Below are 21,485 nucleotides of genomic sequence, written 5' to 3' on the forward strand. Positions count from 1 at the left end.
GTAAACCAATGCCTGCAACCCCTACTTCCTAAGTCAAGCAAATTATTCCGGACAGCAGTGCGCGCAGGCGGGAATCCAAGTAAGTAGCGCAGCCACAGAGAAGAAATCAAGTGGCTACGCATGCAAACTTGGATTCCCGCCTCCGCGGGAATGACGTTTTTAGGGCGCGTGGCGTTGGTTCTCCACCCACCCGCCCGCATCACAACCGCTGCAACTGCTCCTTCGCATACGCCGCACCAGCCCCGGTCGGCGCCAACTCCAGATACGTCGTGAACGCCGCTTTTGCTTTCGCAGGCTGCTTTGACCGCACATACGCATCGCCCAGATTGCGATACGCGATCGCCCGCGACGGATCGATCTTCACCGTATTCTCAAACCAGCGCGCTGCCTCTACATAGCGTTCCTGCTTGTAAAACACAAACCCCAGATTATTCGCCGCCAGCGCAAAGTCCGGCCGCAGCTTGAGCGCCTCGGTGAACTGCGCCTCGGCCTGCGCATACTGCTTCTCTTTATACAGCTGCAAACCCAGGTCGTTAGCCCGCTGCGCCTGCTGCCGGTTCGACACCGGCACCGCTGCCGGCGCCTTGAGCCGCGTCTCGCCCCCTTGCAGATCCTTGACCACCACCGTGCCCGACGCTTTCGAGGTCTGCGCATCCAGGCGCGTGTTCAGCGCAATCGCGTCGTTCGACAACTGCGCCGTGCCGGCCGTGAGGAACTCGGTTTCTTCCGGCAGTTCGAACACGAAGTCGCCGCCTTCCGATCCCGGCAAGCTGCCAAAGGCCGGCGTCTGCTGCGACACGCTCGACACGGCCGGCGCCACGTACGCCGCCAGCTCGGTGGCCGTGATCAGGCCATCGCCATTCAGATCGCCCTTGCCGCCCAGGCCCTGCATCAGCGTCCAGGTGAACACCGAATGGCCATTGGGCCCGCCGTCGGCCACCAGCTGATCGGTGCCGCCGGCCGTGAGCATCTGCCGGCCCAGGCGGCGCGCGTTATCGCGCAAGAACGACGCATTGGCCGCGCCGCGCGTCAGGCCAAGGCCGCTATAGCAGGCGTCCATCACGAACAGCGCGTGCTTGGCCGGCAGGCTCTCGGCGATGTTCTGGATTTCGGTCATCGGGATCGCATCGGTGGCGAGATTGTTCGGGTCGGCGTCGAACGGCACGATGTAGCCGAGGTCGCGCCCCGAACTGAGCTTGCGCGTGGCGCCATGCCCGGCGAAAAACACGAACACGCGGTCGTTCGGCTGCAAGCCGCCGTGCGCCAGGCGGTCGTGGAACGCGGCCAGGATGCCCTGGCGCGTAGCCTGTTCATTCTTCAGCGTGATCACGCGCTCCTGCGCGAAGCCGAATTTCTGCACCAGCAGGCGCTCGACGCCCTCGGCATCGCGCACGGCGTATTCCAGGCGCGGCCATTTCGGATAATTGTCGATGCCGACCAGGATCGCCCACGAATTGGCGTAACCGGTGGCGGCCGCGCGTGGCGCCGGCGCGGGCGCCGCCTTGCTGTCGACCTGGAACTTGGCGCCATCCCAGCCGGCAAATTGATAACCCTCGGCCACCAGGCGCTCGAGGATCATCGGCAGCGCCTTGACGGTGCGCTCGTGGATATCGTGGAACAGGATGATGCCGCGGCCTTCCTTCTCGACGGAGCGCAGCACGCGGTCGGCGATCGACGACGGCACCGGGTCGGCCCAGTCGAGCGAATCGATATTCCACATCATCGACGTCAGCTTCGCATCCGCCAGCAGTTGCATGCCCTCGCGATTGCGCGCGCCGTACGGAAAGCGAAACAGCGACGAGCGCTGTGGGTCGACGGCCTTGAGCAGCGTGTCGGTATCGAGGATTTCGGACTTGAGCTTCGCGCCGGTCTGCTTCGATAACTGCGCATGCGTGAGGCTGTGATTGGCCAGCACGTAGCCGGCGTCCTTGAGCTTGCGACTGACCTGGGCATTGGCGCCCAGTTTGGCGGCGCCCTGCGCATCGAGCGCGCCAAGGTTGCGCCCGACGTTGAAAAAGATCGCGGGCGCGTTGTACTGCTTGAGGATCGCGGCGATTTCTTCGCTGTAGCGGCGGTGCGGGCCGTCGTCGAAGGTGAGCAGCACGGTCTTCTTCGGCAGCGACTTGCCGAAGATCTCGGCGCCTTCGCGCCCGGCCGGCGCCGGCGCGCTGGAGTCAGGCGCAGGCTGCGGTGCGGGTTCCGGCGCAGGTTGCGGCGCAGGCTCCGGCGCGGCAGGATAGGGCAGCACGACGCCGTATTCCTTCAGGATGCGCTCGCGTGTGTAGAGCGTTTTCAGGTAGGCGATGTAGCTGTCCCACTTCTCGCGTTTCAGCTCGATGGATCGGGTATCGAAGCGCCCGAAGATCGCGCGGATCTCCTTCTCGTAATTGCGCTCGATCTCGGCCAGCGCGTCGAGGTCTTCCGAAATGCGCTTGTGCAGCTTGATCGCGGCGAGCGACGAGTCGCTGGCAATCTGGCCCTGCAGGCTGCGCAGGGTTTCGCGAAACGCCAGCCGGTCGGCGTCATACAGGCCGTCGCCCGACTCGATGTAGTCGAGCAGCGTGCCGATGGCGTCGAAGCGGCGCGCGTTGCTCGATGCGATCAGGGTGGCGAGGGCGGTATCGACGCGACCGATGCGTTCCTGGTTTTCATGGAATAGCTGCTGGCCGATGCGATTGGCCTGGGCGCGCTCGGCGGCGGGCAGGGTGGACTCATCGTGGGTCAGGACGATGATCTTGCGGTAGGCATCCAGCATGGCGCGCAGCTCGGTGGCGATGGCGCTGGCGTCCTGGGTGCTGGTCGGTGCGGTGGCAGGCTTTGCGGCCGGCGCCTCGGTTGGCGTGCGGCCCACGAGCCAGGAGCCGGTGCCGGCGCCTGCGGCCGCCACGGCGAAGATGATGAGATAAAGTGATTTTCGTTTCACGACGTATCCGTTGCGGGTAGCGTGCCGGATGGGCCAGCCAGCCGGGAACGATACCATTCAAGGGTGCTGGGCGGAAAGGGGGGCAATGGGTCGTTGCAGGATCGGTCTTGTACTGGCAGGAATTGTTGTTATAATGAGCGGCTTCGTGGAAAGCGCACGTCGACCATCAGGAGAGATGGATGAGTGGTTTAAGTCGCACGCCTGGAAAGCGTGTGTAGGTTCATAGCCTACCGGGGGTTCGAATCCCCCTCTCTCCGCCAGGAATATAAATGAAAGAGCCACCTTCGGGTGGCTTTCTCATTTGTTTCATGGAGGAGAGAAGAAGTGCCCCTGCGGGCACTTCGCGGGGGATTCGAAGCCTTGCGCGTACTCGCGCAAGGGCGGCCTGCAGGATGTAGGCGAATCCCCCTCTCTCCGCCAGGAATACAAATGAAAGAGCCACCTTCGGGTGGCTTTTTCATTTGTTTCATGGAGGAGAGAAGAAGTGCCCCTGCGGTATGTGGGCAAATCCTCCTTTCCGGCCACAATCACACCGATACCATTCCTGTCCAGTTTGTTGTTTTTTTCGACTATGCGTCGCGTCCACGGTTCTGTGCATTCCGTCCAGCAGTCATGTCCGCAGCAGACCGCATGAATCTAATATGTAACGTTTTCTCCTGGAAATTACAATGATGGTCAGGAGAAATTGCTGCATATCATTGGAGCCGCTGCCAGCGCAGCGATAAAACGCAAAACAATGCTCACAGGAAATTGTAAAAAGGTTTCCCCAATGTAACTTAATTGCTGTGACTGTATTCTTTGGCCCGGATAGGTTTCTGATAGAATATTTTCATTGCAACATAAATTAATGTAATTCAACTAATTACGCGAACAGTTTGGGTCCGGACAGTACCGTGCCGACAACCGCTGCTCGTCACTCCTGGAGCCCCGTGTCATGCGTATCAAGTCAGTCCTGTTAGTCCTGTCAGCGTTCATCACATTCAGCACGGGCCTCGCCCATGCCGGCCCGATCCTGGTCCAGAACGGCAACTTCGAGCTGTCCTCGAACGGTGGCAACAAGAAAATCAACGGCACGACCGCTGAAACCAACGGCACCACGCTGACCGGCTGGACCAGCACCCAAGGCACCAACGGCTCGGGCGGCTACAACTTCCTGCTGAATGGCGCCACCGCCACCACCGACCAATCGGCGCTGCGACTGGAAGGCACCAAGAACGGCTTCACCGGCTCGCCAACCGGCGGCAATTTCTTCGCCTCCGACTCGCAGTGGTACCCAGGCACCTTGTCCCAGCTGATCGGCGGCCTGACGGTCGGCACCTCGTACCTGCTGACCTTTGATTTCGCACTGGCCCAGCAAGCCGGCTTCAGCGGCGCTAATTACGACAATTACTGGCAAGTCGGCTTCGGCACGACCACCCAGAACAGCACCAAGCTGAGCATCCCGGATGACGGCTTCAGCGGCTGGAAGTCGGCCACGATGGCCTTCACGGCCACCAGCGCCAGCGAAATGCTGTCGTTCCTGGCCCGCGGCACGGCACCTGGCGCGCCACCATTCATGCTGCTCGATAATGTGTCGCTGAACGCCGCGCAAGTACCTGAGCCGGCAACCTGGACCATGCTGCTCGGCGGCCTGGCCCTGATCGGCTTCATGGCGCGTCGTCGCCGCAACGTTCAGCGCTAAGCACGTTATTGCATGCACCGATCCGGTAGTGACAGGCCAGCCTGGCGCTGCCGGATTTTTTGTACATCACGATGAACTTTTCCCCCGCCGAATTCGCCGACACCGCACTACGACTGTGCGTCTGGCTGATCCTGCTCACTGCCCTGTTCGTACCACTCGAGCGCTGGTTCGGTGTGCGTCACGACGGTCCGAGCGGCGAGTTGCGGCACAATCTCGCGTATTACTTCCTCAGCAGCCTGGTGCCCATCGTGCTGCTCAGCGCACCGATGGCGCTGCTGGCCGCGCTGGCCGTGCACCTGGTGCCGGCCGCGCTGACGGCTGCCATCGCCGGCTTGCCGCTGGCGGTGCGCATGGTGCTCGCCTTCGTCATCGCCGAAACCGGCTTCTATTGGGGCCACCGGCTCAGTCATGAGCTGCCGTGGCTGTGGCGCTTCCACGCGCTGCACCACAGCACCGAGCGCATGCATTTTCTGGCCAATACCCGCAGCCACCCGGTCGACATGGTCATCACGCGCATGTTCGGCATCGTGCCGCTGTATCTGCTCGGCCTGGCCGGGCCGACCGCCGCCGGCAGCGCCGCGCCGGCCGCGCTGGTTGTGCTGGGCACGCTGTGGGGCTTCTTCATCCACGCCAACCTGCGCTGGCGCTTCGGCCCGCTCGAATGGCTGGTGACGACGCCGGCCTTCCATCACTGGCATCACAGCCGGCACGACCACATCAACCGCAACTACGCGTCCACGCTGCCGTTTCTCGACCGCCTGTTCGGCAGCCACTACCTGCCGCGCCACTGGCCGGCCGAAGTGGGCACTGACACGCCGCTCGCGCCCACGCTGGCCGCGCAACTGGTCGAACCGCTGCTGCCGGCGCGCAAGGACAAGCCTGCGAGCGAGCAGGCGTTGTGAAGGACGGCGCCGATGCAACGGCGCCTCCACGATCTGGTTGATTGCGTACCTGATCGCGTACAATGACCTGCCAATCACTACCAAACACACCTAATGGAATGGCTACTTGACCCGAATATCTGGGTCGGCTTGTTCACTCTTGTCGTGCTCGAGATCGTCCTCGGCATCGACAACCTGATTTTCATCGCCATCCTGGCGGACAAACTCCCCCCGCACCAGCGCGACAAGGCCCGCCTCGTCGGCCTGTCGCTCGCCATGATCATGCGTCTTGGCCTGCTCACCGTCATCGCCTGGCTGGTCAAGCTCACCGCACCCCTGATTGCCCTTGGCCCGCTGACGTTCTCCGGGCGCGACCTGATCTTGCTATTGGGTGGCTTCTTCCTGCTGGCCAAGGCCACGATGGAGCTGCACGAGCGCGTCGAAGGCAAGTCGCACGTCGCCACCGGCAAGCGTGCCTACGCCAGCTTTGCCGCCGTGGTCGCACAGATCATCGTGCTCGACGCCGTGTTCTCGCTCGATGCCGTCATCACCGCCGTCGGCATGGTCGAAGAGCTGGGCGTGATGATGGCCGCCGTCGTGATCTCGATGGGCGTCATGCTGTTTGCATCGAAGCCGCTCACACGCTTCGTCAATGCGCATCCGACCGTCGTCGTGTTGTGCCTGAGTTTCCTGTTGATGATCGGCCTGTCGCTGATCGCCGAAGGCCTTGGCTTCCATATTCCGAAAGGTTACCTGTACGCCGCGATCGGCTTCTCGGTCGTGATCGAGCTGCTCAACCAACTCGCGCGCCGCAACTTCGTCAAGCAGGAAGCGCACATCCCGCTGCGCGACCGCACGGCCGACGCGGTGCTGCGCCTGTTGGGCAGCACGCGCGGCATCGAGCCGAGCGACGAGCCGGTAGCGGTGACGCAAAAGCAGGACGAGCCGACCTTCGAGCTCGAAGAGCGCAATATGGTCAGCGGCGTATTGAGCCTGTCGCAGCGCTCGGTGCGCTCGATCATGACCAACCGCTCGGACATCTCGTGGATCAATATCGAGGACGATGCCGACACGATCCGCGCCCAGCTCCTGGCCACGCCGCACGGCTTCTTCCCGGTCTGCCGGGGCGAACTCGATGAAGTGATCGGCGTCGCGCGCGCCAAAGACCTGATCGCCGACCTGACGCTGTCGGGCGCGATCGACGCGAACCATATCCGCGTGCCGATCATCCTGCCCGATGCCAGCGGCGTGCTCAAGGTGATGGACCGCCTGAAGCGCTCGCACGGCCAGCTGGTCATCATCGCCGACGAATACGGCACCTTGCAGGGCCTGGTCACGCCGATCGACATCCTGGAAGCCATCGCCGGCGAATTCCCCGACGAAGACGAGCAGCCGGTGGTGCAAGACCTGGGCAATGGCCGCTGGCGCGTCGACGGCACGGCCGACCTGCACTACCTGGAGCAGGTGCTCGAGGTGGATGCGCTGGTGGGCGACACCGACGACTACACCTCGCTGGCCGGCCTGATGCTCGAGCGCTTCGGCACCTTGCCGCTGGTGGGCGACGGCATCGAGATCGAAGGCTTGCGCATGGAAGTCGAGCAGGTGCTGGAACGGCGTATCGCCACGGTCCTGGTCACGCGCATCGATGACGAGTTTGCGGCGTATCCGGAGAAGCATTAAACGAAGGTCTCGAGAAGGACACGATCATGCAGCAGCTCTCGCGGGGCGAACGCCTGCCCCTGGCCACGGTGCCGCCGGACGGCGTGCTTCAGGTGGGCCTGTCGGCCCAGGGCCTGCAACTTGACTTCGCCTGCTTTGCGCTGGACGCCGGCGGCACGCTGGCCGACGAACGCTATATGACCTTCTTCAACCAGCCGACAACTCCGTGCAGCGGCGTGGCGCTGGGCGCCGTTGACCAGGATGCTGCGGGCTTTCACTTCCAGCTCGCGCGGCTGCCGGCCTGGGTCGAGCGCGTGAGTATCGTCGCCAGCACCGATGGCGCGGCGATCATGTCGCAACTGCAGTCGGGGTATGTGCGCCTGGTCGGGCCGCACGGCGAGTTCGCGCGCTTTACCTTCAGCGGCGGCGACTTCGCTGGTGAGCGCGCCGTCATGCTGGGCGACATCTATCGCAAGGACGGCAGCTGGCGCTTCATGGCGGTGGGGCAGGGGTTCAATGGTGGGCTCGACGCGGTGGTGCGCCACTTCGGCGGCGCCGTCGCCGACGACGTGCCTGCGCCTGCGCCGGCACCGGTCGCACGTCCAGTATCGATCGACCTCGAAAAGCGCGTGGCCCAGGCCGCGCCGCAACTGGTCAACCTGGTCAAGTCGGCCGCCGTGTCGCTGGAAAAAGCGGGACTGTCGCAGCACCGGGCCAAGGTATGCCTGGTGCTCGACATCTCGGGTTCGATGAGCGCCCTGTATGGCAAGGGCCTGGTGCAGCAGTTCGCCGAGCGCATCCTGGCGCTGGGCTGCCGCTTCGACGACGACGGCGAGATCGACGTGTTCCTGTTCGGCCGTAACGTGCACCAGGGCGAGGCGATGGGGCTGTCGAACTGGTCGAACTACATCAAGGGCATCATTAAGCGCCATCCGCTCGAGGGCGACACCCGCTATGGCGCCGCGATCGAAGCAGTGCGGCGCCACTACTTCCCGGACGCGCGCGGCGGTGAACGCAAGGCCGCCGCGAGGGCCGACGTGCCGGTGTACGTCATGTTCGTCACCGATGGCTCGACGTCCGACAAGCCGCTGACCGAGCGCCAGCTGCGCTGGGCCAGCCGCGAGCCGATCTTCTGGCAGTTCATGGGCATCGGCAAAGGCCGCAAGTCGAAAGCGAAGGCGCTGGCCAACTTCGCCGAGTCGGATTTCCCGTTCCTGGAAAAGCTCGACGAACTCGATGGCCGCCTGGTCGACAACGCCGACTTCTTCTCGGTGGCCTCGCCTGACGAGCACTCGGACGCCGCGCTGTACGACCTGTTGATGAACGAGTATCCGCAGTGGGTAAAGCAGGTCAGGCAGCTCGGAATGATCGGATGACACGGGGCAGGGTGGTACGTATTTGTTATGTAAATAAGGCATAAATACCGCTCTGCTCAGCCATTAGAAACCGGAAGTCGCACGTTACTCTTGTCGTATCGTCAGGACGTCGTCACGTCCACGGACCGTCTACAACAGGGAGAAACAACGTGTTCGAAGGATTCATCCAGCTCACCCCAACGGGCGTGATGCTCACCATGGCAGCGTCGTACATCATGACCGTGTTCGCCAGCGAACTGTATTTGCACCGTTCGCGCAGCCACCGCGCGATCACGTTCCACCCGATGCTGTGCCAGCTGTTTCGCATGTGGATCTGGCTGACGACCTACGGCGTGACCGCCAAGGCCTGGGTGGCCGTGCACCGCAAACACCACGCCAAGTGCGACACCGTCGACGATCCGCACAGCCCGCGCATCCACGGCCTGTGGACGATCCTCACCAAAGGCACGCTGCTGTACCGCAAGGCCGCGCGCAACGCGGACCTGATCAAGGCCTACGGCGTGGGCATCAAGGAAGACTGGATGGACCAGCACCTGTACACGAAGCACCGCTTCCGTGGCCTGTTCCTGTTCCTGGCGCTCGAGATGGCGGTATTCGGCGTGACGCATGGCTTCGTGATCTGGCTGTTCCAGTTGTCGATCCTGCCGTTCTGGGCGTCGGGCTTCATCAACGGGATCTTCCACGTGGTGGGCTACCGTAATTTCCAGACGAAAGAAGAATCACGCAACTTCTTCCCGATCGGGATCCTCTTCGGCGGCGCCGAACTGCATAACAACCACCACGCCAATCCGGCGTCGGCCAAGCTGTCGATGAAGTGGTGGGAGTTCGACTCGGGCTGGCTCGTGATTCGCCTGCTTTCGTTCGTGCGCCTGGTGAAGATCAACCATGTCGACCGGCTGCCGGCACCGGACGCCCCGCCGGCGCGGCGTCACGCGGCGGGTTGATTCGGGTCGTTCGCAGCTGCTTGCCGAGCCGGCGCCATCCGATCACAACGCCCGTCACGCTGAGCAGCAGGCCGCCGACGCTGAGCACGATCAGCACGATGTCCCACAGCGGCCGGCGCCCGAGCAGCGGCAGCCAGTCCCACGAATGCAGCATCGCGAACAGCCAGCGGCTGGCGCGCTTGCCGCTGTCGATGTGGCCGAGCACCGCACCCGTGCGCGGGTCGAGATGGACCCAGGTCGCGTGCGGGTCGTCGAACACGACACGCAGAATCGGTAGCGGCTTGTCGGCGCCGCCCGTCATCGTGTGCGCGTCGCGCGCGTAGTAATACAGGTCGTAGGCGGTCAGCGTGTCGATCCGCGCGACGGGCGCAGCGACCAGGCGCGTGGCTGCATCCTGCAGCGCCGCCGCATCGAGTACCACCGGTTGCGCACTGCGGCTGTCCAGTACCTGCGGCGCGCCGCCTGCGCCTTGCGCCAGCACGCGATTCCGGCCCAGCACCCGCACCCAGCGCAGCTCGCGCACGGTGCCTGCACTTGCCGCCAGCAGGGCGTGCGGCGCGGCGTCGTCGCTCGTGATCGTCAACGGCCCGCCATGCAGCGCCTCCATGCGCAGCTTCGGCGCGCCGCTATCAAATATGCGCCACGGGTTCATCGACATCAACCCGCTGAAGATCCAGGCGATCGTCACCAGCGCGAACAGCAAGCCCGTCACGTGGTGCCAGCGCATCATCGCGCCCGGATACGGCGTGCGCGCACCGCTGCGATAGGGTGCGCGAAAGCGCCAGCGCAGGATGCCGGCCGCGGTGCCAGAGAGGGCGGCGACGATCCCGGCGATGGCCAGGTAGTTAACGATACTGGTCCAGTAAGGCTGGAACACATTGCCGCGAAACGGATACAACCAGTGGATCCAGGCGCCGGCGTAATTCCACAACTGTTCGCTGTGCGTCGCGTCGCGCACGACCTCACCGCTGCGGCCCGAGATGTAGAGCAGCGTGCGCTCGGCGTCATTCATCTCGACCCGGTGCAGCGGGCGGTGCGCGTCGAGCCCGCGCGAGTGTGTGAACGCGTCTTCGTCGATCGCGTCCTGGTAGTGCACAGCCACGCCCGGCCCGGCATACGCGGCGGCGCTGGCCAGCGCGTGGGCTGCGGTCACCGATTGCAGGCGCGCGCCGCTCATGGCGTCGATGACGACCGCGCCGCCGTTTGCGTTGGCAACATATACGGCGCGACCACCGCTGGACGCGGCCAGCCGCAACGCGTCAAGCGGCCCATCGACGCCGGCCCTGCCCAGCGCCATGGCCGGCGCCAGCAGCGGCGCCTCGTGCGACAGCGCCGGCAAGTGCGTCAGGCGCTCGGCGTCGGTCAGCTTCGGGTAGCCGACATACATCATGACGATGCCCGACGCGAACCACATCGCGAACAGCAGGCAGCCGCCGATGCCAAGCCAGCGGTGGGTCAGGAACAGCCAGCGTTTGACGTGGGCTTTCATGCTGACCCTCCGTCAGAACGCCACGCGCAGCGACACGTCCGCCGTGCGGCCCGCGCCCAGGTACGCCATCGTGCTGTTCACGTTGGCGGCGTACACACGATCGGTGGCATTGCGCACGCGCCCGACCAGCGCCACATCGCGCTTGACCTGGTAACTCAGGCCCAGATCGACGAACGTGTACGCCGGCCAGTACAGCGTGTTGGCTGCATCCGCGTACACCCTGCCAACACGGCGCACGCCGACGTGCGTCTGCAGCGCCGGGGTGACGGCATACGACAGCCACAGGTTGGCCACGTTTGCCGGCGTGTTGACCGGCGTCTTCCCTGCCAGCGACACGTTGCCCTGGCGGTAGTTCTGGTATTCGGCATCGACGTAGGTAACGTTGCCCTGCAGGCCCAGGCGGCGCGTGGGCTGCAGGCCGACGGCCAGCTCGACGCCTCGCGAGGTCTGCTCGCCCACGAGCAGGGTCAGGAGGCTGTTGTCCGGGTCTTGCGTCGCGATGTTCTTGCGCGCGATGTGGTACGCGGCCAGCGTCGCCGTGCCCTTTCCGCGCCAGAAGCCAAGCTTGCTGCCCACCTCGAACTGGCGGCCGGTGGTCAGCTCGCTGTTGTTGCGCACGTCCGCGAACGAGGCGGTGGACAGCACGCCGGATGGCGGATCGGCCGCCGTCGCGTACTGGGCATACAGGTTCATGTCGGACGTGATATCCCACACCAGGCCGAGACGGCCCGTGGTCGGTGTGTAGCTGCGCGCGAAGCTGGCCGGACTGGCGCTGGTAACTTCGCGCCGGTTGGTCAGATCGAGTTCGATGCGCTCATGTCGCAATGCCGTGACCAGGTTCAGATTCGCGACCAGCGCGGTGCGGTTCTCGAGATACAGGGCGGTGGTCGTGACCTTGTTGTCGCGGTCCAGCCGAAAGCCCGGCGTCATGCCCGGCAAGTCGAAGAAGCGCTCGGTGACAAAGTCGTACGGGTCGACCGTGCTGACCGTGGCGGCCAGGCTGTTCGGATAGCGCGTCTGCTTGTTGACGCTCAGGTCCAGGCCAAAGGCCCAGTCGCTGCGGCGCGCGCCGATGTGGCTGCGAACCACGCCGTCGAGGCGATTGCCCACCATGCGCTGGTCGTGGCGCTGGAGCAGGGCGCCCGAACGGATCACGGCCGTATTGGACGGGTTGAAGCGGTAGGTCTCGACATTGCGGTAGTCGCGCAGCGCGTCATAGAGGTACAGGGTGTTCGTGAACTGCAGCGCGTCGTTCGCCTGCCATTTGGCGATCGAGCGCAGCCAGTGCACGCGCTGGTCGTACACGCCGTCCGCGCTGTTGTAGTTTTTAAAACGCGTGGCGTCAAGAACGCGTACCTCGCCGCCGATGGGGTTCGCGAGCGGCGTGCCCCAGTACGGCCGGTCGACGTCTTCCTGCTGGAATTCGTAGGCCAGCGTGTGCGTCGCGCCGCGCCCGAACTGCGACAGCAGCGATGCAGCCAGCTGGGTCGAGCGGCTCTGGACGCCGTCGATCGGGCTGCCGCTGTCGCGGTGATTGACATCGATGCGCACGTAGTGGCCATCGTTCAAGCGGCGATTCAGGCCGGCTGATGCTTCTTTCAATCGATGCGCGCCCAGCCGTACCTGGGCCTCTGAAAACTCACGCGCCTCGGCCAGTTTGGTGATGTAGTTGATCGAGCCGCCGACGGCGCCCGAGCCAAACAGGAAACTCGACGGCCCGCCAATGGCTTCCACCCGGTCGATGATCCAGCTGTCGACAGGGCGCGCGGCGATTGCATACTGCACGTTGATGCCGTTGAACAGCTGGCTGATCGAGCCGCTGCCGAAGCCCCGGTAGCTCACGCCGATATTGCCCGGTGCATTGTGGGCGGTTACGCCGGGGATGGCGCGCAGGATTTCCTGCGTGTCCTGCGCGCCGCGCACGTCGATCAGTGCGCGGTCGATGACGGTGACGGTGGCGGGCGTCTCGCGCGCGCTCAAGCCCAGCCGGCTGGCGGTATCGAGCGGCGTGTCGAGGTTCAGCAGGCTGCCGGCGCGCGGCGCGTCGGCCGTGATTTCAACGGTGGGGATGGTCTGGGCTTGCGCCTGCCAGACGAAGGTACAACCCAGGGCGAGCGCGATCGTGCGCGGCCTGGCATGAAGACATGAGTTCATTGCGTTTCCTGTGCGCGCGATGGACGGCAAAGTCGCATCGCGCATGGTCCGCCGGCAGTGCACGCGAATGCGCCACCGGAATCAAGGGTGAGTGCGGATCAGGAAAGCGAAGCAGGCGGCCCGCGCGATTGCGCAGGCGTCCAGGAAAATTGCGGCCGTGGCGCGTGGTAGAACAGGGGCGGGTAGGGATCGCGCTCGGTGCTTGCCACCAGGAGCGAGCCGGCGTACGGCGGCGGGGCCATGGCCGTCTGCAGGTGCGAACAGCACAGGTCACAGTGCGACATGTCGGGCACGGGGGGCGCCGTGGTCTGGTCCGCTGCGTCAACGACCATCACGTGGCGGGTACCGCTGGCGCTGCAAATCTCGGCCAGCCAGGCATTGGCCGGCTGCTCGGTGGCCAGGGCCATGGCATGCGACAGCACGGGCGTGAACAGGCCAAACAGGAACGCCATGAGGACGGTCCAGCCATACAGCGCGCGGGTTGTACGAAGCCTGTGCATATGAAAATTATAGTCCTGGCAGCGCGCCATGGCGCACGGGTGGTCAATTTGTCCACCCGGCCGGGCCGCGCGCCACATCGCGCACGATTGTTATAATCGCGGCCTGTGCACTCGCCAACCCCGTTGCCAACCCCCTTGTCCAACCTTGATGAACCCCATGCAGCGCACCCTTGTCATTTCCCCCAACTGGATCGGCGACGCCGTCATGGCCCAGCCCTTGCTACGCCGGCTCAGGGAGCTTCATCCGGATCGGCCGATCGACGTGGTGGCGCCTACCTGGGTGGCCCCGGTCTGGCGTGCGATGCGCGAAGTCGACACGGTGCTCGAGTCGCCCTTCAAGCATGGGGCGCTGCAGTGGAAAGAGCGCCGCGCGTTCGCGAAAATCCTCAAGGCGCGCGGCTACGCCGACTCGTACGTGCTGCCCAACACGCTCAAGTTCGCGCTGATCCCGTGGCTGGCCGGCATTCCACGGCGCGTTGGCTACAAGGGCGAGATGCGCTATGGGCTCGTGAATGTCATGCACCACGACGACAAGACCGCGCCGCGCCCGATGGCCCAGTTCTACCAGGCGCTGGCCGATGCGCCGGTACGCACCCTGGCGCGGCCCGAGCGCCTGCCGGAACCCGTGATGACCGTGGCGCCCGCAGATGCACAGGCCGCGCTCGCGCGCCTGCAGCTGCCGGGCGGTGCGCACGTGGTGTTTGCGCCGGGCGCCGAGTTCGGCCCGGCCAAGCGCTGGCCGTCGGCGTACTTCGCCGAGCTGGCGCAGACGATCCTGGCGCATCGGCCCGATGTGCAGGTCCTGCTGCTCGGCTCACCGAAAGACCGCGCCGTGTGCGACGAGATCACCGCCATCGCGCCGCAGGCGCACAACCTGGCCGGCTCGACCTCGCTGGCCGAGGCCATCGCGCTGATCTCGCGCGCCGCCGCCGTGGTGACCAACGACTCGGGCCTGATGCACATCGGCGCAGCGCTGGGGCGGCCCGTGGTGGCGATCTACGGCCCCACCGACCCGCGCCACACGCCGCCGCTGTCGCAACTGGCGCAGATCCTGTGGCTGCACATCGAATGCTCGCCGTGCCAGCAGCGCGAATGCCCGCTGGGCCACCAGAACTGCATGAAGCAGATCCTGCCGCAGGCCGTCTGGCAGCCCTTGCAATCCATGCTTGCCGCCGCGTGACGCGGGGAAGCCCAACGCTTTAGAAGAGGACCCCATCATGATTCTGGTTACCGGCGCCGCAGGCTTCATCGGCGCGAACCTCGTCCACGCCTTGTCCGCGCGCCAGCCGTTCAGTGTGTTCGCCGTCGACAATATGTCGCGGCCCGAAAAATTCCACAACATCGTCGACGCCGAGATCGCCGACTACGCCGACAAGGAAGACTTCCTGGTGCGCCTGAAGGCCGGGGAGTTCGACAACAAGTTCACCGCCGTGCTGCACCAGGGCGCGTGCTCCAACACGATGGAGACCGACGGCCGCTACATGATGAAGAATAACTACGACTACACGGTCGCGTTGTTCGAATTCTGCCAGCGCCAGGACATCCCGTTCATCTACGCTTCGTCGGCCGCCGTGTATGGCGCCGGCACCGTGTTTCGCGAAGAGCGCCCGCTCGAGCGGCCGCTGAACGTCTACGGCTACTCCAAGTTCCTGTTTGACCAGTACCTGCGCCGTTACTGGGCCACCAAGGGCAAGGATGCCGGCAGCCAGGTCGTCGGCCTGCGCTACTTCAATGTCTACGGGCCGCTCGAAGGACACAAGGGCACAATGGCCTCGGTGCCGTTCCACCAGTACCACCAGTTCCAGAAGGACGGCAAGGTGCGGCTGTTCGGCGCCAACGACGGCTACGAGGCCGGCGCGCAGATGCGCGACTTCGTCTACATCGAGGATGTCGTCAAGGTCAACCTGTTCTTCCTGGACCATCCGGAGCAGCGCGGCATCTTCAACCTGGGCACCGGCCGCGCGCAGCCGTTCAACGACCTGGCGGTGGCCACGGCCAACGCGCTGGCCAACGAAGGCAAGCCGGCCCTGTCGCTCGAGCAGATCGTCGAACAGGGGCTGCTTGAATACCTGCCGTTCCCGGACAAACTGAAGGGCAAGTACCAGAGCTTCACGCAGGCCGACATCTCGGCGCTGCGCGCGGCCGGCTATGACGAACCGTTCACCGACGCGGCCACCGGCGTGGCGAAGTACATGGACTGGCTGCGCGTGCAGCCGGCGCGCTAAGCGCACGTTTACATCGCGTATACACCGGGCCTGGATCTTTATACCCGGTTTTTACGCCTGAATCGCTAACCTGCTCGTGTTCCATGCGGCGCTATCGTGCGCCGCATGGGTTCAATCACAACCACGAGCAGACAACATGAACGCATCGATTCAAGCGCGCCGTACCGCCCTGGCGGCGGCCGCCTTCCTGGCGCTCAGCGCTACCGCCCACGCCCAGACCACCGACGCCGTCGTAATGGCCGAACCGGCAGCTGCGCCAGCGTCACCCGTCACGTTCAACGCCGCCATTACGTCCGATTACCGCTACCGCGGCGTTTCGCAGACACGTCTTCAACCAGCGCTGCAGGGCGGCGTCGATTATGTCCACGCGGCCGGCTGGTACGTGGGCGCCTGGGCCTCGACCATCAAGTTCGCCAAGGATGCCGGTGGCGATGGCGACGTCGAGATCGACCTGTATGCCGGCAAGCGCGGCGAACTCGGGGTCGGCCTGTCCTCAGGCCTGTCGTACGATATCGGCGCACTGCGCTACCTGTATCCGGACAATGGCCTGGGCCAGGTCGCCGGCTTCGCCAACGCCCACACCACCGAAGTCTATGCGCAACTGGGCTACGGCCCGGCCTACGTCAAATATTCGCATTCGACGACGAACCTGTTCGGCTTTGTCGACAGTGAAGGCAGCGGCTACCTCGATATCGGCGCCAATCTCGATGCCGGCAATGGCTTCACCGTGCAGCTGCATGCCGGCCACCAGCGCGTCGAGAACAATTCGGCCGCCGACTACACCGACTGGAAAGTCGGCGTCTCGCGCACTTTCGAGTTGGCCACGGTCGCCGTCGCGTATGTGGGAACGAACGCCAGCAAGAGCGCCTACGCCTCGCCAAAAAACGGCAAGTTCACCGGGCGCGACGCGCTGCAGCTGACGCTCAGCCGCACCTTCTGAACCGACTGCCATAACAACAACGCTGAAAGCGAACGTCCATGGATCTCATCTATCTCGGCGCGCTCCTGATCTTCGTCCGCCTGACTTGCCTGCTGGTGAGCGGCTGCGGACTCCTCGGAGGCAAACAATGAACCTCTCCTACGCGATCGGCGGCCTGGCCGCCTGCGCGCTCCTGGTCTACCTTTTGATCGCCCTGTTCAAACCGGAGGACATGTGATGGCCATGCATGAACTCATGACGCAGTTTCTGCCCCTGCTCGCGGCGTTCCTCGTGGTGCTGCTGGCATTGGCCTGGCCATTGGGCAAACTGCTGGCGCATATCGGCGCCGGCAACCATCAACCTGGCGGTATCGAGCGCGCCATCTACCGCGCCGCAGGCCCTGCGGCGAGCGCCGCGCAGGGCTGGAAAGCCTACGCGCTGGCGCTGATCGCCTTCAATGCGGTCGGTGTGTTGTTCGTCTATGGCTTGCAGCGCATGCAGGGCTGGCTCCCGCTCAATCCCGAAGGCATGGCGAACGTCAGCCCCGATTCGAGCTTCAACACCGCCGTCAGCTTCGTCGCCAACACCAACTGGCAAGGCTACAGCGGCGAGCAGACCATGAGCATCCTGACCCAGATGGTCGGCCTGGCCGGCCAGAACTTCTTCTCGGCTGCCACCGGCATCGCCGTCGTGTTCGCGCTGATCCGCGGCTTCGCCGCCCGCTCGGCTGGCGCGATCGGGAACTTCTGGGTCGATATCACCCGGTCCACCCTGTACGTGCTGCTGCCGCTGTCGGTCGTCCTGGCCGTGTTCCTGGTGGGGCAGGGCGTGGTGCAGAACCTGTCGCCGCACGTACAAGCGCATCTGGTGGAGCCGATCGCCTATACGCAGCCGGCCAGCGAAGGCCAGCCAGCGGTCGAAGCACGTGCCGACACGCAGGTTATCCCGATGGGGCCCGTGGCATCGCAGGAAGCCATCAAGATGCTGGGCACGAACGGTGGCGGCTACTTCAACGCCAATTCGGCGCACCCGTTCGAGAATCCGACGGCGCTGTCGAACTTCGTGCAGATGGTCGCCATCTTCCTGATCCCGGCGGCGCTGTGCTTCGCGTTCGGCCGCATGGTCGGCGACATCCGCCAGGGGTGGGCGGTGCTGGGCACGATGACACTGCTGTTCGTGATCGCGGCGGTCGCCGCCTTCGCCGCCGAGCAGCAAGCCAATCCGCTGCTCACGCCCTTGGGCATCGACCAGGCGGCAAGCGCCCTGCAGTCGGGCGGCAATATGGAAGGCAAGGAGACCCGCTTCGGTATTTCGGCCTCGGCACTGTTTGCGGTCGTGACCACGGCCGCATCGTGCGGCGCGGTCAACGCCATGCATGATTCGTTCATGCCGCTGGGCGGCCTGGTGCCGATGGTGATGATGCAGTTCGGTGAAGTGGTCTATGGCGGCGTGGGCTCGGGCCTGTACGGCATGCTGGTGTTCGCGATCCTGACGGTGTTCATCGCCGGCCTGATGATCGGCCGCACGCCGGAATACCTGGGCAAGAAGATCGGCGCCTTCGAGATGAAGATGGTCGCCGTCGTGATCCTGGTCACGCCATGCCTGGTCTTGCTGGGCACCGCGCTGGCCGTCACCACGGGCCTCGGCAGCGTCGGCGTGGCCAATCCGGGCGCGCACGGCTTCTCCGAGATCCTGTATGCGCTGACGTCCGCCGCCAACAACAACGGCAGCGCGTTCGCCGGCCTGTCGGCCAACACCCCGTTCTATAACACCCTGCTGGCCGTGGCGATGTGGTTCGGCCGCTTTGCCGTGATCGTGCCAGTGCTGGCGATTGCCGGTTCGCTGGCCAGCCGCCAGCGCCTGCCCGCCACACCCGGCACCTTGCCCACCCATGGCCCGATGTTCGTCGCCATGCTGGCCGCCATCGTCGTGCTGGTCGGTGTGCTCAACTACGTCCCGGCGCTGGCGCTCGGTCCCGTGGTCGAACACCTTCAGTTGTTCGGAGAATGAAAATGGATCAATCGATTACCAACGCAACCCCGGTGCCGGCGCCGCGCAAGTCCCTGAACCTGTTCGACGGGGCGCTGGTCTGGCCGGCGATGCTGGACGCGCTCAAGAAGCTCCATCCGCGCACGCAGTTGCGCAGCCCTGTGATGTTCGTCGTCTATATCGGCAGCATCATCACCACGCTGCTATGGTTCCAGGCGCTGGCCGGGCATGGCGAAACGAGCGCAGGCTTCATTCTGGCCACCGCCGTCTGGCTGTGGTTCACGGTGCTGTTCGCGAACTTCGCCGAGGCATTGGCCGAAGGGCGCAGCAAGGCGCAGGCGGCATCGCTGCGCAACCTGCGCCAGACCGTCACGGCGAAAAAGCTCGATGCGCCGAAGCATGGCGAGGCGTGGCAAGCCTGCCCGTCGGGCGATCTGCGCAAGGGCATGTTCTTCCTGGTCGAAGCGGGCGACGTGATTCCCGTCGATGGCGAAGTAGTCGATGGCGTGGCCTCGGTCGACGAAAGCGCCATCACTGGCGAATCTGCGCCCGTGATCCGCGAGTCGGGCGGGGACTTCGGCTCGGTCACCGGCGGCACCCGCGTGCTGTCGGACTGGCTGGTAGTGCGCGTGAGCGCCAATCCCGGCGAGACGTTCCTGGACCGCATGATCGGCATGGTCGAAGGCGCCTCGCGCAAGAAAACACCGAACGAGATCGCGCTGACCATCCTGCTTGTCGCGCTGACGATCGTGTTCCTGGTGGTGACGGTGACGCTGCTGCCGTTCTCGCTGTTTGCCGTGCAGGCGTCGGGCAGCGGCTTGCCGGTGACGATCACCGCGCTGGTGGCGCTGCTGGTGTGCCTGATTCCCACCACGATCGGCGGCCTGCTGTCGGCTATCGGCGTGGCCGGCATGAGCCGCATGTTGCAGGCCAACGTGATCGCCACGTCGGGCCGCGCGGTGGAAGCGGCCGGCGACGTCGATGTTCTCCTGCTCGACAAGACCGGCACCATCACCTTCGGTAACCGCCAGGCCGCCGCCTTCCTGCCGGCGCTCGGCGTGACCGAAGAAGAACTGGCCGACGTGGCGCAACTGGCGTCGCTGGCCGATGAAACCCCGGAAGGGCGCAGCATCGTGGTGCTGGCCAAGAACCGCTTCAATATCCGCGAGCGGGCGATGGAGTCGCTTGGCGCCGTGTTCGTGCCGTTCACGGCCCAGACCCGCATGAGTGGTGTCGATCTGGAAGGTGTGGCCAACCCGCGGCAGTTACGCAAGGGCGCCGCCTCGGCGCTGCGCCGTCACATGGAATCGCTCGGCGCGGTCTGGCCTGGCGACGTGGAACGCAGCGTCGATGAAGCCTCGCGCCGTGGCAGCACGCCGCTGGTGGTGGCCGATGGCAATCGCGTGATGGGTGTGGTCGAACTCAAGGACGTCGTCAAGGGCGGCATCCGCGAGCGCTTCGCCGAACTGCGCCGCATGGGCGTCAAGACCGTGATGGTCACGGGCGACAACAAGCTCACGGCGGCCGCGATTGCGGCCGAAGCGGGCGTTGACGACTTTATCGCCGAAGCCACGCCGGAAGAAAAGCTGGCGCTGATCCGCACATACCAGGGCGAGGGCAAGCTGGTGGCGATGACGGGCGACGGCACCAATGACGCGCCGGCGCTGGCCCAGGCCGACGTCGCGGTGGCGATGAACTCGGGCACGCAGGCGGCGAAGGAGGCCGGCAATATGGTCGACCTGGATTCGAACCCGACCAAGCTGCTCGAGATCGTCGAAATCGGCAAGCAGATGCTCATGACGCGCGGCGCGCTGACGACGTTCTCGATCTCGAACGACATCGCCAAGTACTTTGCGATCGTGCCAGCCATGTTCGTCGCCACCTATCCCGACTTGAAGGCGCTCGACATCATGGGGCTGACCAGTCCTGCGTCGGCCATCATGTCGGCCGTGATCTTCAACGCCCTGATCATCGTGGTGCTGATCCCGCTGGCGCTGCGCGGCGTGCGCTATCGCGCCATCGGTGCGGCGGCCCTGCTGCGCCGGAACATGCTGATCTACGGCCTTGGCGGCCTGCTGCTGCCGTTCGCCGGCATCAAGCTGATCGACATGGCGCTCACTGCGCTCAACCTGACCTAGGAGTTATCATGCAATCGATTCTTCGCCCCGCACTCGTGCTGTTCGCGGTGCTCACCTTGATTTGCGGCGTGTTGTATCCGCTGGCCGTGACCGGCATCGCCCAGGCGGCGTTCCCGGCGCAGGCCAACGGCAGCCTGATTGAACGGGACGGCAAGACCGTCGGCTCGGCACTGATTGGCCAGTCGTTCACCACGCCCGGTTACTTCTGGGGCCGGCCATCGGCCACCGCGCCGATGGCCAATAACGGCGGCGGCTCGGGCGGTTCAAACCAGGGGCCGCTCAATCCGGCCCTGCAGCAAGCGGTCAAGGATCGCGTCGCCGCACTGCGCGCGCTGGACCCTGCCAACACGGCGCCCGTGCCGGTCGACCTGGTGACGACGTCGGCCAGCGGTCTCGATCCCGAGATCAGCCTGGCGGCAGCGCAGTACCAGGCGGCGCGCGTGGCGCGTGCACGCGGCATCCCGGTCGAGCGGGTCGGTGCGCTGATCGAACGGCACACCGAGCTGCGCGTACTGGGCCTGTTCGGCGAGCCGCGCGTGAACGTGCTGGCGTTGAACCTGTCACTGGACGTGGTAACCGGCGCTGAAATCGCGCATACTCGCTAGAC

At 65.0% G+C, this 21,485-nt stretch carries 16 protein-coding genes and 1 tRNA gene; 13 read left to right on the forward strand and 4 right to left on the reverse strand.

All coding sequences use genetic code 11. From position 1 onward, the window contains the following. Positions 1-199: 199 nt before the first annotated feature. Positions 200-2,923: a polysaccharide deacetylase family protein gene (locus AB2N08_RS22040; RefSeq protein WP_367613047.1), complete on the reverse strand. Its 2,724-nt coding sequence runs from the start codon at positions 2,921-2,923 to the stop codon at positions 200-202. Positions 2,924-3,092: 169 nt separating this feature from the next. On the opposite strand from AB2N08_RS22040, the gene AB2N08_RS22045 reads away from it, so the two are divergent. The 6 genes from AB2N08_RS22045 (at position 3,093) to AB2N08_RS22070 (ending at position 9,464) form a co-directional block, all read left to right on the forward strand. After that, positions 3,093-3,183, forward strand: a tRNA-Ser gene (locus AB2N08_RS22045). Between the two features lie 674 nt (positions 3,184-3,857). Then, on the forward strand, positions 3,858-4,604 hold the full coding sequence (locus tag AB2N08_RS22050) for a PEPxxWA-CTERM sorting domain-containing protein (RefSeq protein ID WP_367613048.1): 747 nt from the start codon (positions 3,858-3,860) through the stop codon (positions 4,602-4,604). Between the two features lie 71 nt (positions 4,605-4,675). After that, positions 4,676-5,506 (forward strand): sterol desaturase family protein, encoded by an 831-nt coding sequence (locus AB2N08_RS22055; protein ID WP_367613049.1) that lies wholly within the window; start codon positions 4,676-4,678, stop codon positions 5,504-5,506. Between the two features lie 93 nt (positions 5,507-5,599). Beyond that, positions 5,600-7,165, forward strand: coding sequence for a TerC family protein (locus AB2N08_RS22060; RefSeq protein ID WP_367613050.1), 1,566 nt, complete (start codon positions 5,600-5,602; stop codon positions 7,163-7,165). A gap of 26 nt (positions 7,166-7,191) precedes the next feature. Continuing rightward, complete coding sequence (locus AB2N08_RS22065; protein ID WP_367613051.1) at positions 7,192-8,520, forward strand: VWA domain-containing protein; 1,329 nt, start codon at positions 7,192-7,194, stop codon at positions 8,518-8,520. Between the two features lie 149 nt (positions 8,521-8,669). Beyond that, on the forward strand, positions 8,670-9,464 hold the full coding sequence (locus AB2N08_RS22070; RefSeq protein WP_367613052.1) for a fatty acid desaturase: 795 nt from the start codon (positions 8,670-8,672) through the stop codon (positions 9,462-9,464). On the opposite strand, the gene AB2N08_RS22075 is transcribed toward AB2N08_RS22070, so the two are convergent. The 3 genes from AB2N08_RS22075 to AB2N08_RS22085 all read right to left on the reverse strand — a co-directional run bounded on the left by AB2N08_RS22075 (position 9,400) and on the right by AB2N08_RS22085 (position 13,559). Beyond that, positions 9,400-10,953, reverse strand: a complete 1,554-nt coding sequence (locus AB2N08_RS22075; RefSeq protein WP_367613053.1) for a PepSY domain-containing protein — start codon at positions 10,951-10,953, stop codon at positions 9,400-9,402. The two genes, AB2N08_RS22070 and AB2N08_RS22075, sit on opposite strands and share 65 nt — an antisense overlap. A gap of 12 nt (positions 10,954-10,965) precedes the next feature. After that, entirely contained in the window at positions 10,966-13,107 is a 2,142-nt protein-coding gene (locus AB2N08_RS22080) for a TonB-dependent receptor (protein ID WP_367613054.1), read from the reverse strand. Positions 13,108-13,205: 98 nt separating this feature from the next. Beyond that, entirely contained in the window at positions 13,206-13,559 is a 354-nt protein-coding gene (locus tag AB2N08_RS22085; RefSeq protein WP_367613055.1) for a DUF2946 family protein, read from the reverse strand. Positions 13,560-13,764: 205 nt separating this feature from the next. Between AB2N08_RS22085 and waaF the strand changes: the two genes are divergently transcribed. The 7 genes from waaF (at position 13,765) to kdpC (ending at position 21,483) form a co-directional block, all read left to right on the forward strand. After that, entirely contained in the window at positions 13,765-14,787 is a 1,023-nt protein-coding gene (waaF, locus tag AB2N08_RS22090; protein WP_367613056.1) for a lipopolysaccharide heptosyltransferase II, read from the forward strand. Positions 14,788-14,821: 34 nt separating this feature from the next. Further along, positions 14,822-15,832 carry an ADP-glyceromanno-heptose 6-epimerase gene (gene rfaD, locus AB2N08_RS22095; protein WP_367613070.1) on the forward strand — a complete coding sequence of 337 codons (1,011 nt, stop codon included), beginning with the start codon at positions 14,822-14,824 and terminating at the stop codon, positions 15,830-15,832. A 136-nt stretch (positions 15,833-15,968) separates the two neighbouring features. Beyond that, complete coding sequence (locus AB2N08_RS22100) at positions 15,969-16,772, forward strand: TorF family putative porin (protein WP_367613057.1); 804 nt, start codon at positions 15,969-15,971, stop codon at positions 16,770-16,772. Between the two features lie 127 nt (positions 16,773-16,899). Continuing rightward, positions 16,900-16,989 (forward strand): potassium-transporting ATPase subunit F, encoded by a 90-nt coding sequence (locus AB2N08_RS22105; RefSeq protein WP_183549701.1) that lies wholly within the window; start codon positions 16,900-16,902, stop codon positions 16,987-16,989. A gap of 5 nt (positions 16,990-16,994) precedes the next feature. Continuing rightward, entirely contained in the window at positions 16,995-18,761 is a 1,767-nt protein-coding gene (gene kdpA / locus AB2N08_RS22110) for a potassium-transporting ATPase subunit KdpA (protein WP_367613058.1), read from the forward strand. A gap of 2 nt (positions 18,762-18,763) precedes the next feature. Then, entirely contained in the window at positions 18,764-20,878 is a 2,115-nt protein-coding gene (kdpB, locus tag AB2N08_RS22115) for a potassium-transporting ATPase subunit KdpB (protein WP_367613059.1), read from the forward strand. A gap of 8 nt (positions 20,879-20,886) precedes the next feature. After that, complete coding sequence (gene kdpC, locus AB2N08_RS22120; RefSeq protein ID WP_367613060.1) at positions 20,887-21,483, forward strand: potassium-transporting ATPase subunit KdpC; 597 nt, start codon at positions 20,887-20,889, stop codon at positions 21,481-21,483. Positions 21,484-21,485: the final 2 nt, after the last annotated feature.

This window comes from Massilia aurea (genome assembly GCF_040790145.1).
Lineage (GTDB): Bacteria > Pseudomonadota > Gammaproteobacteria > Burkholderiales > Burkholderiaceae_D > Telluria > Telluria aurea_C.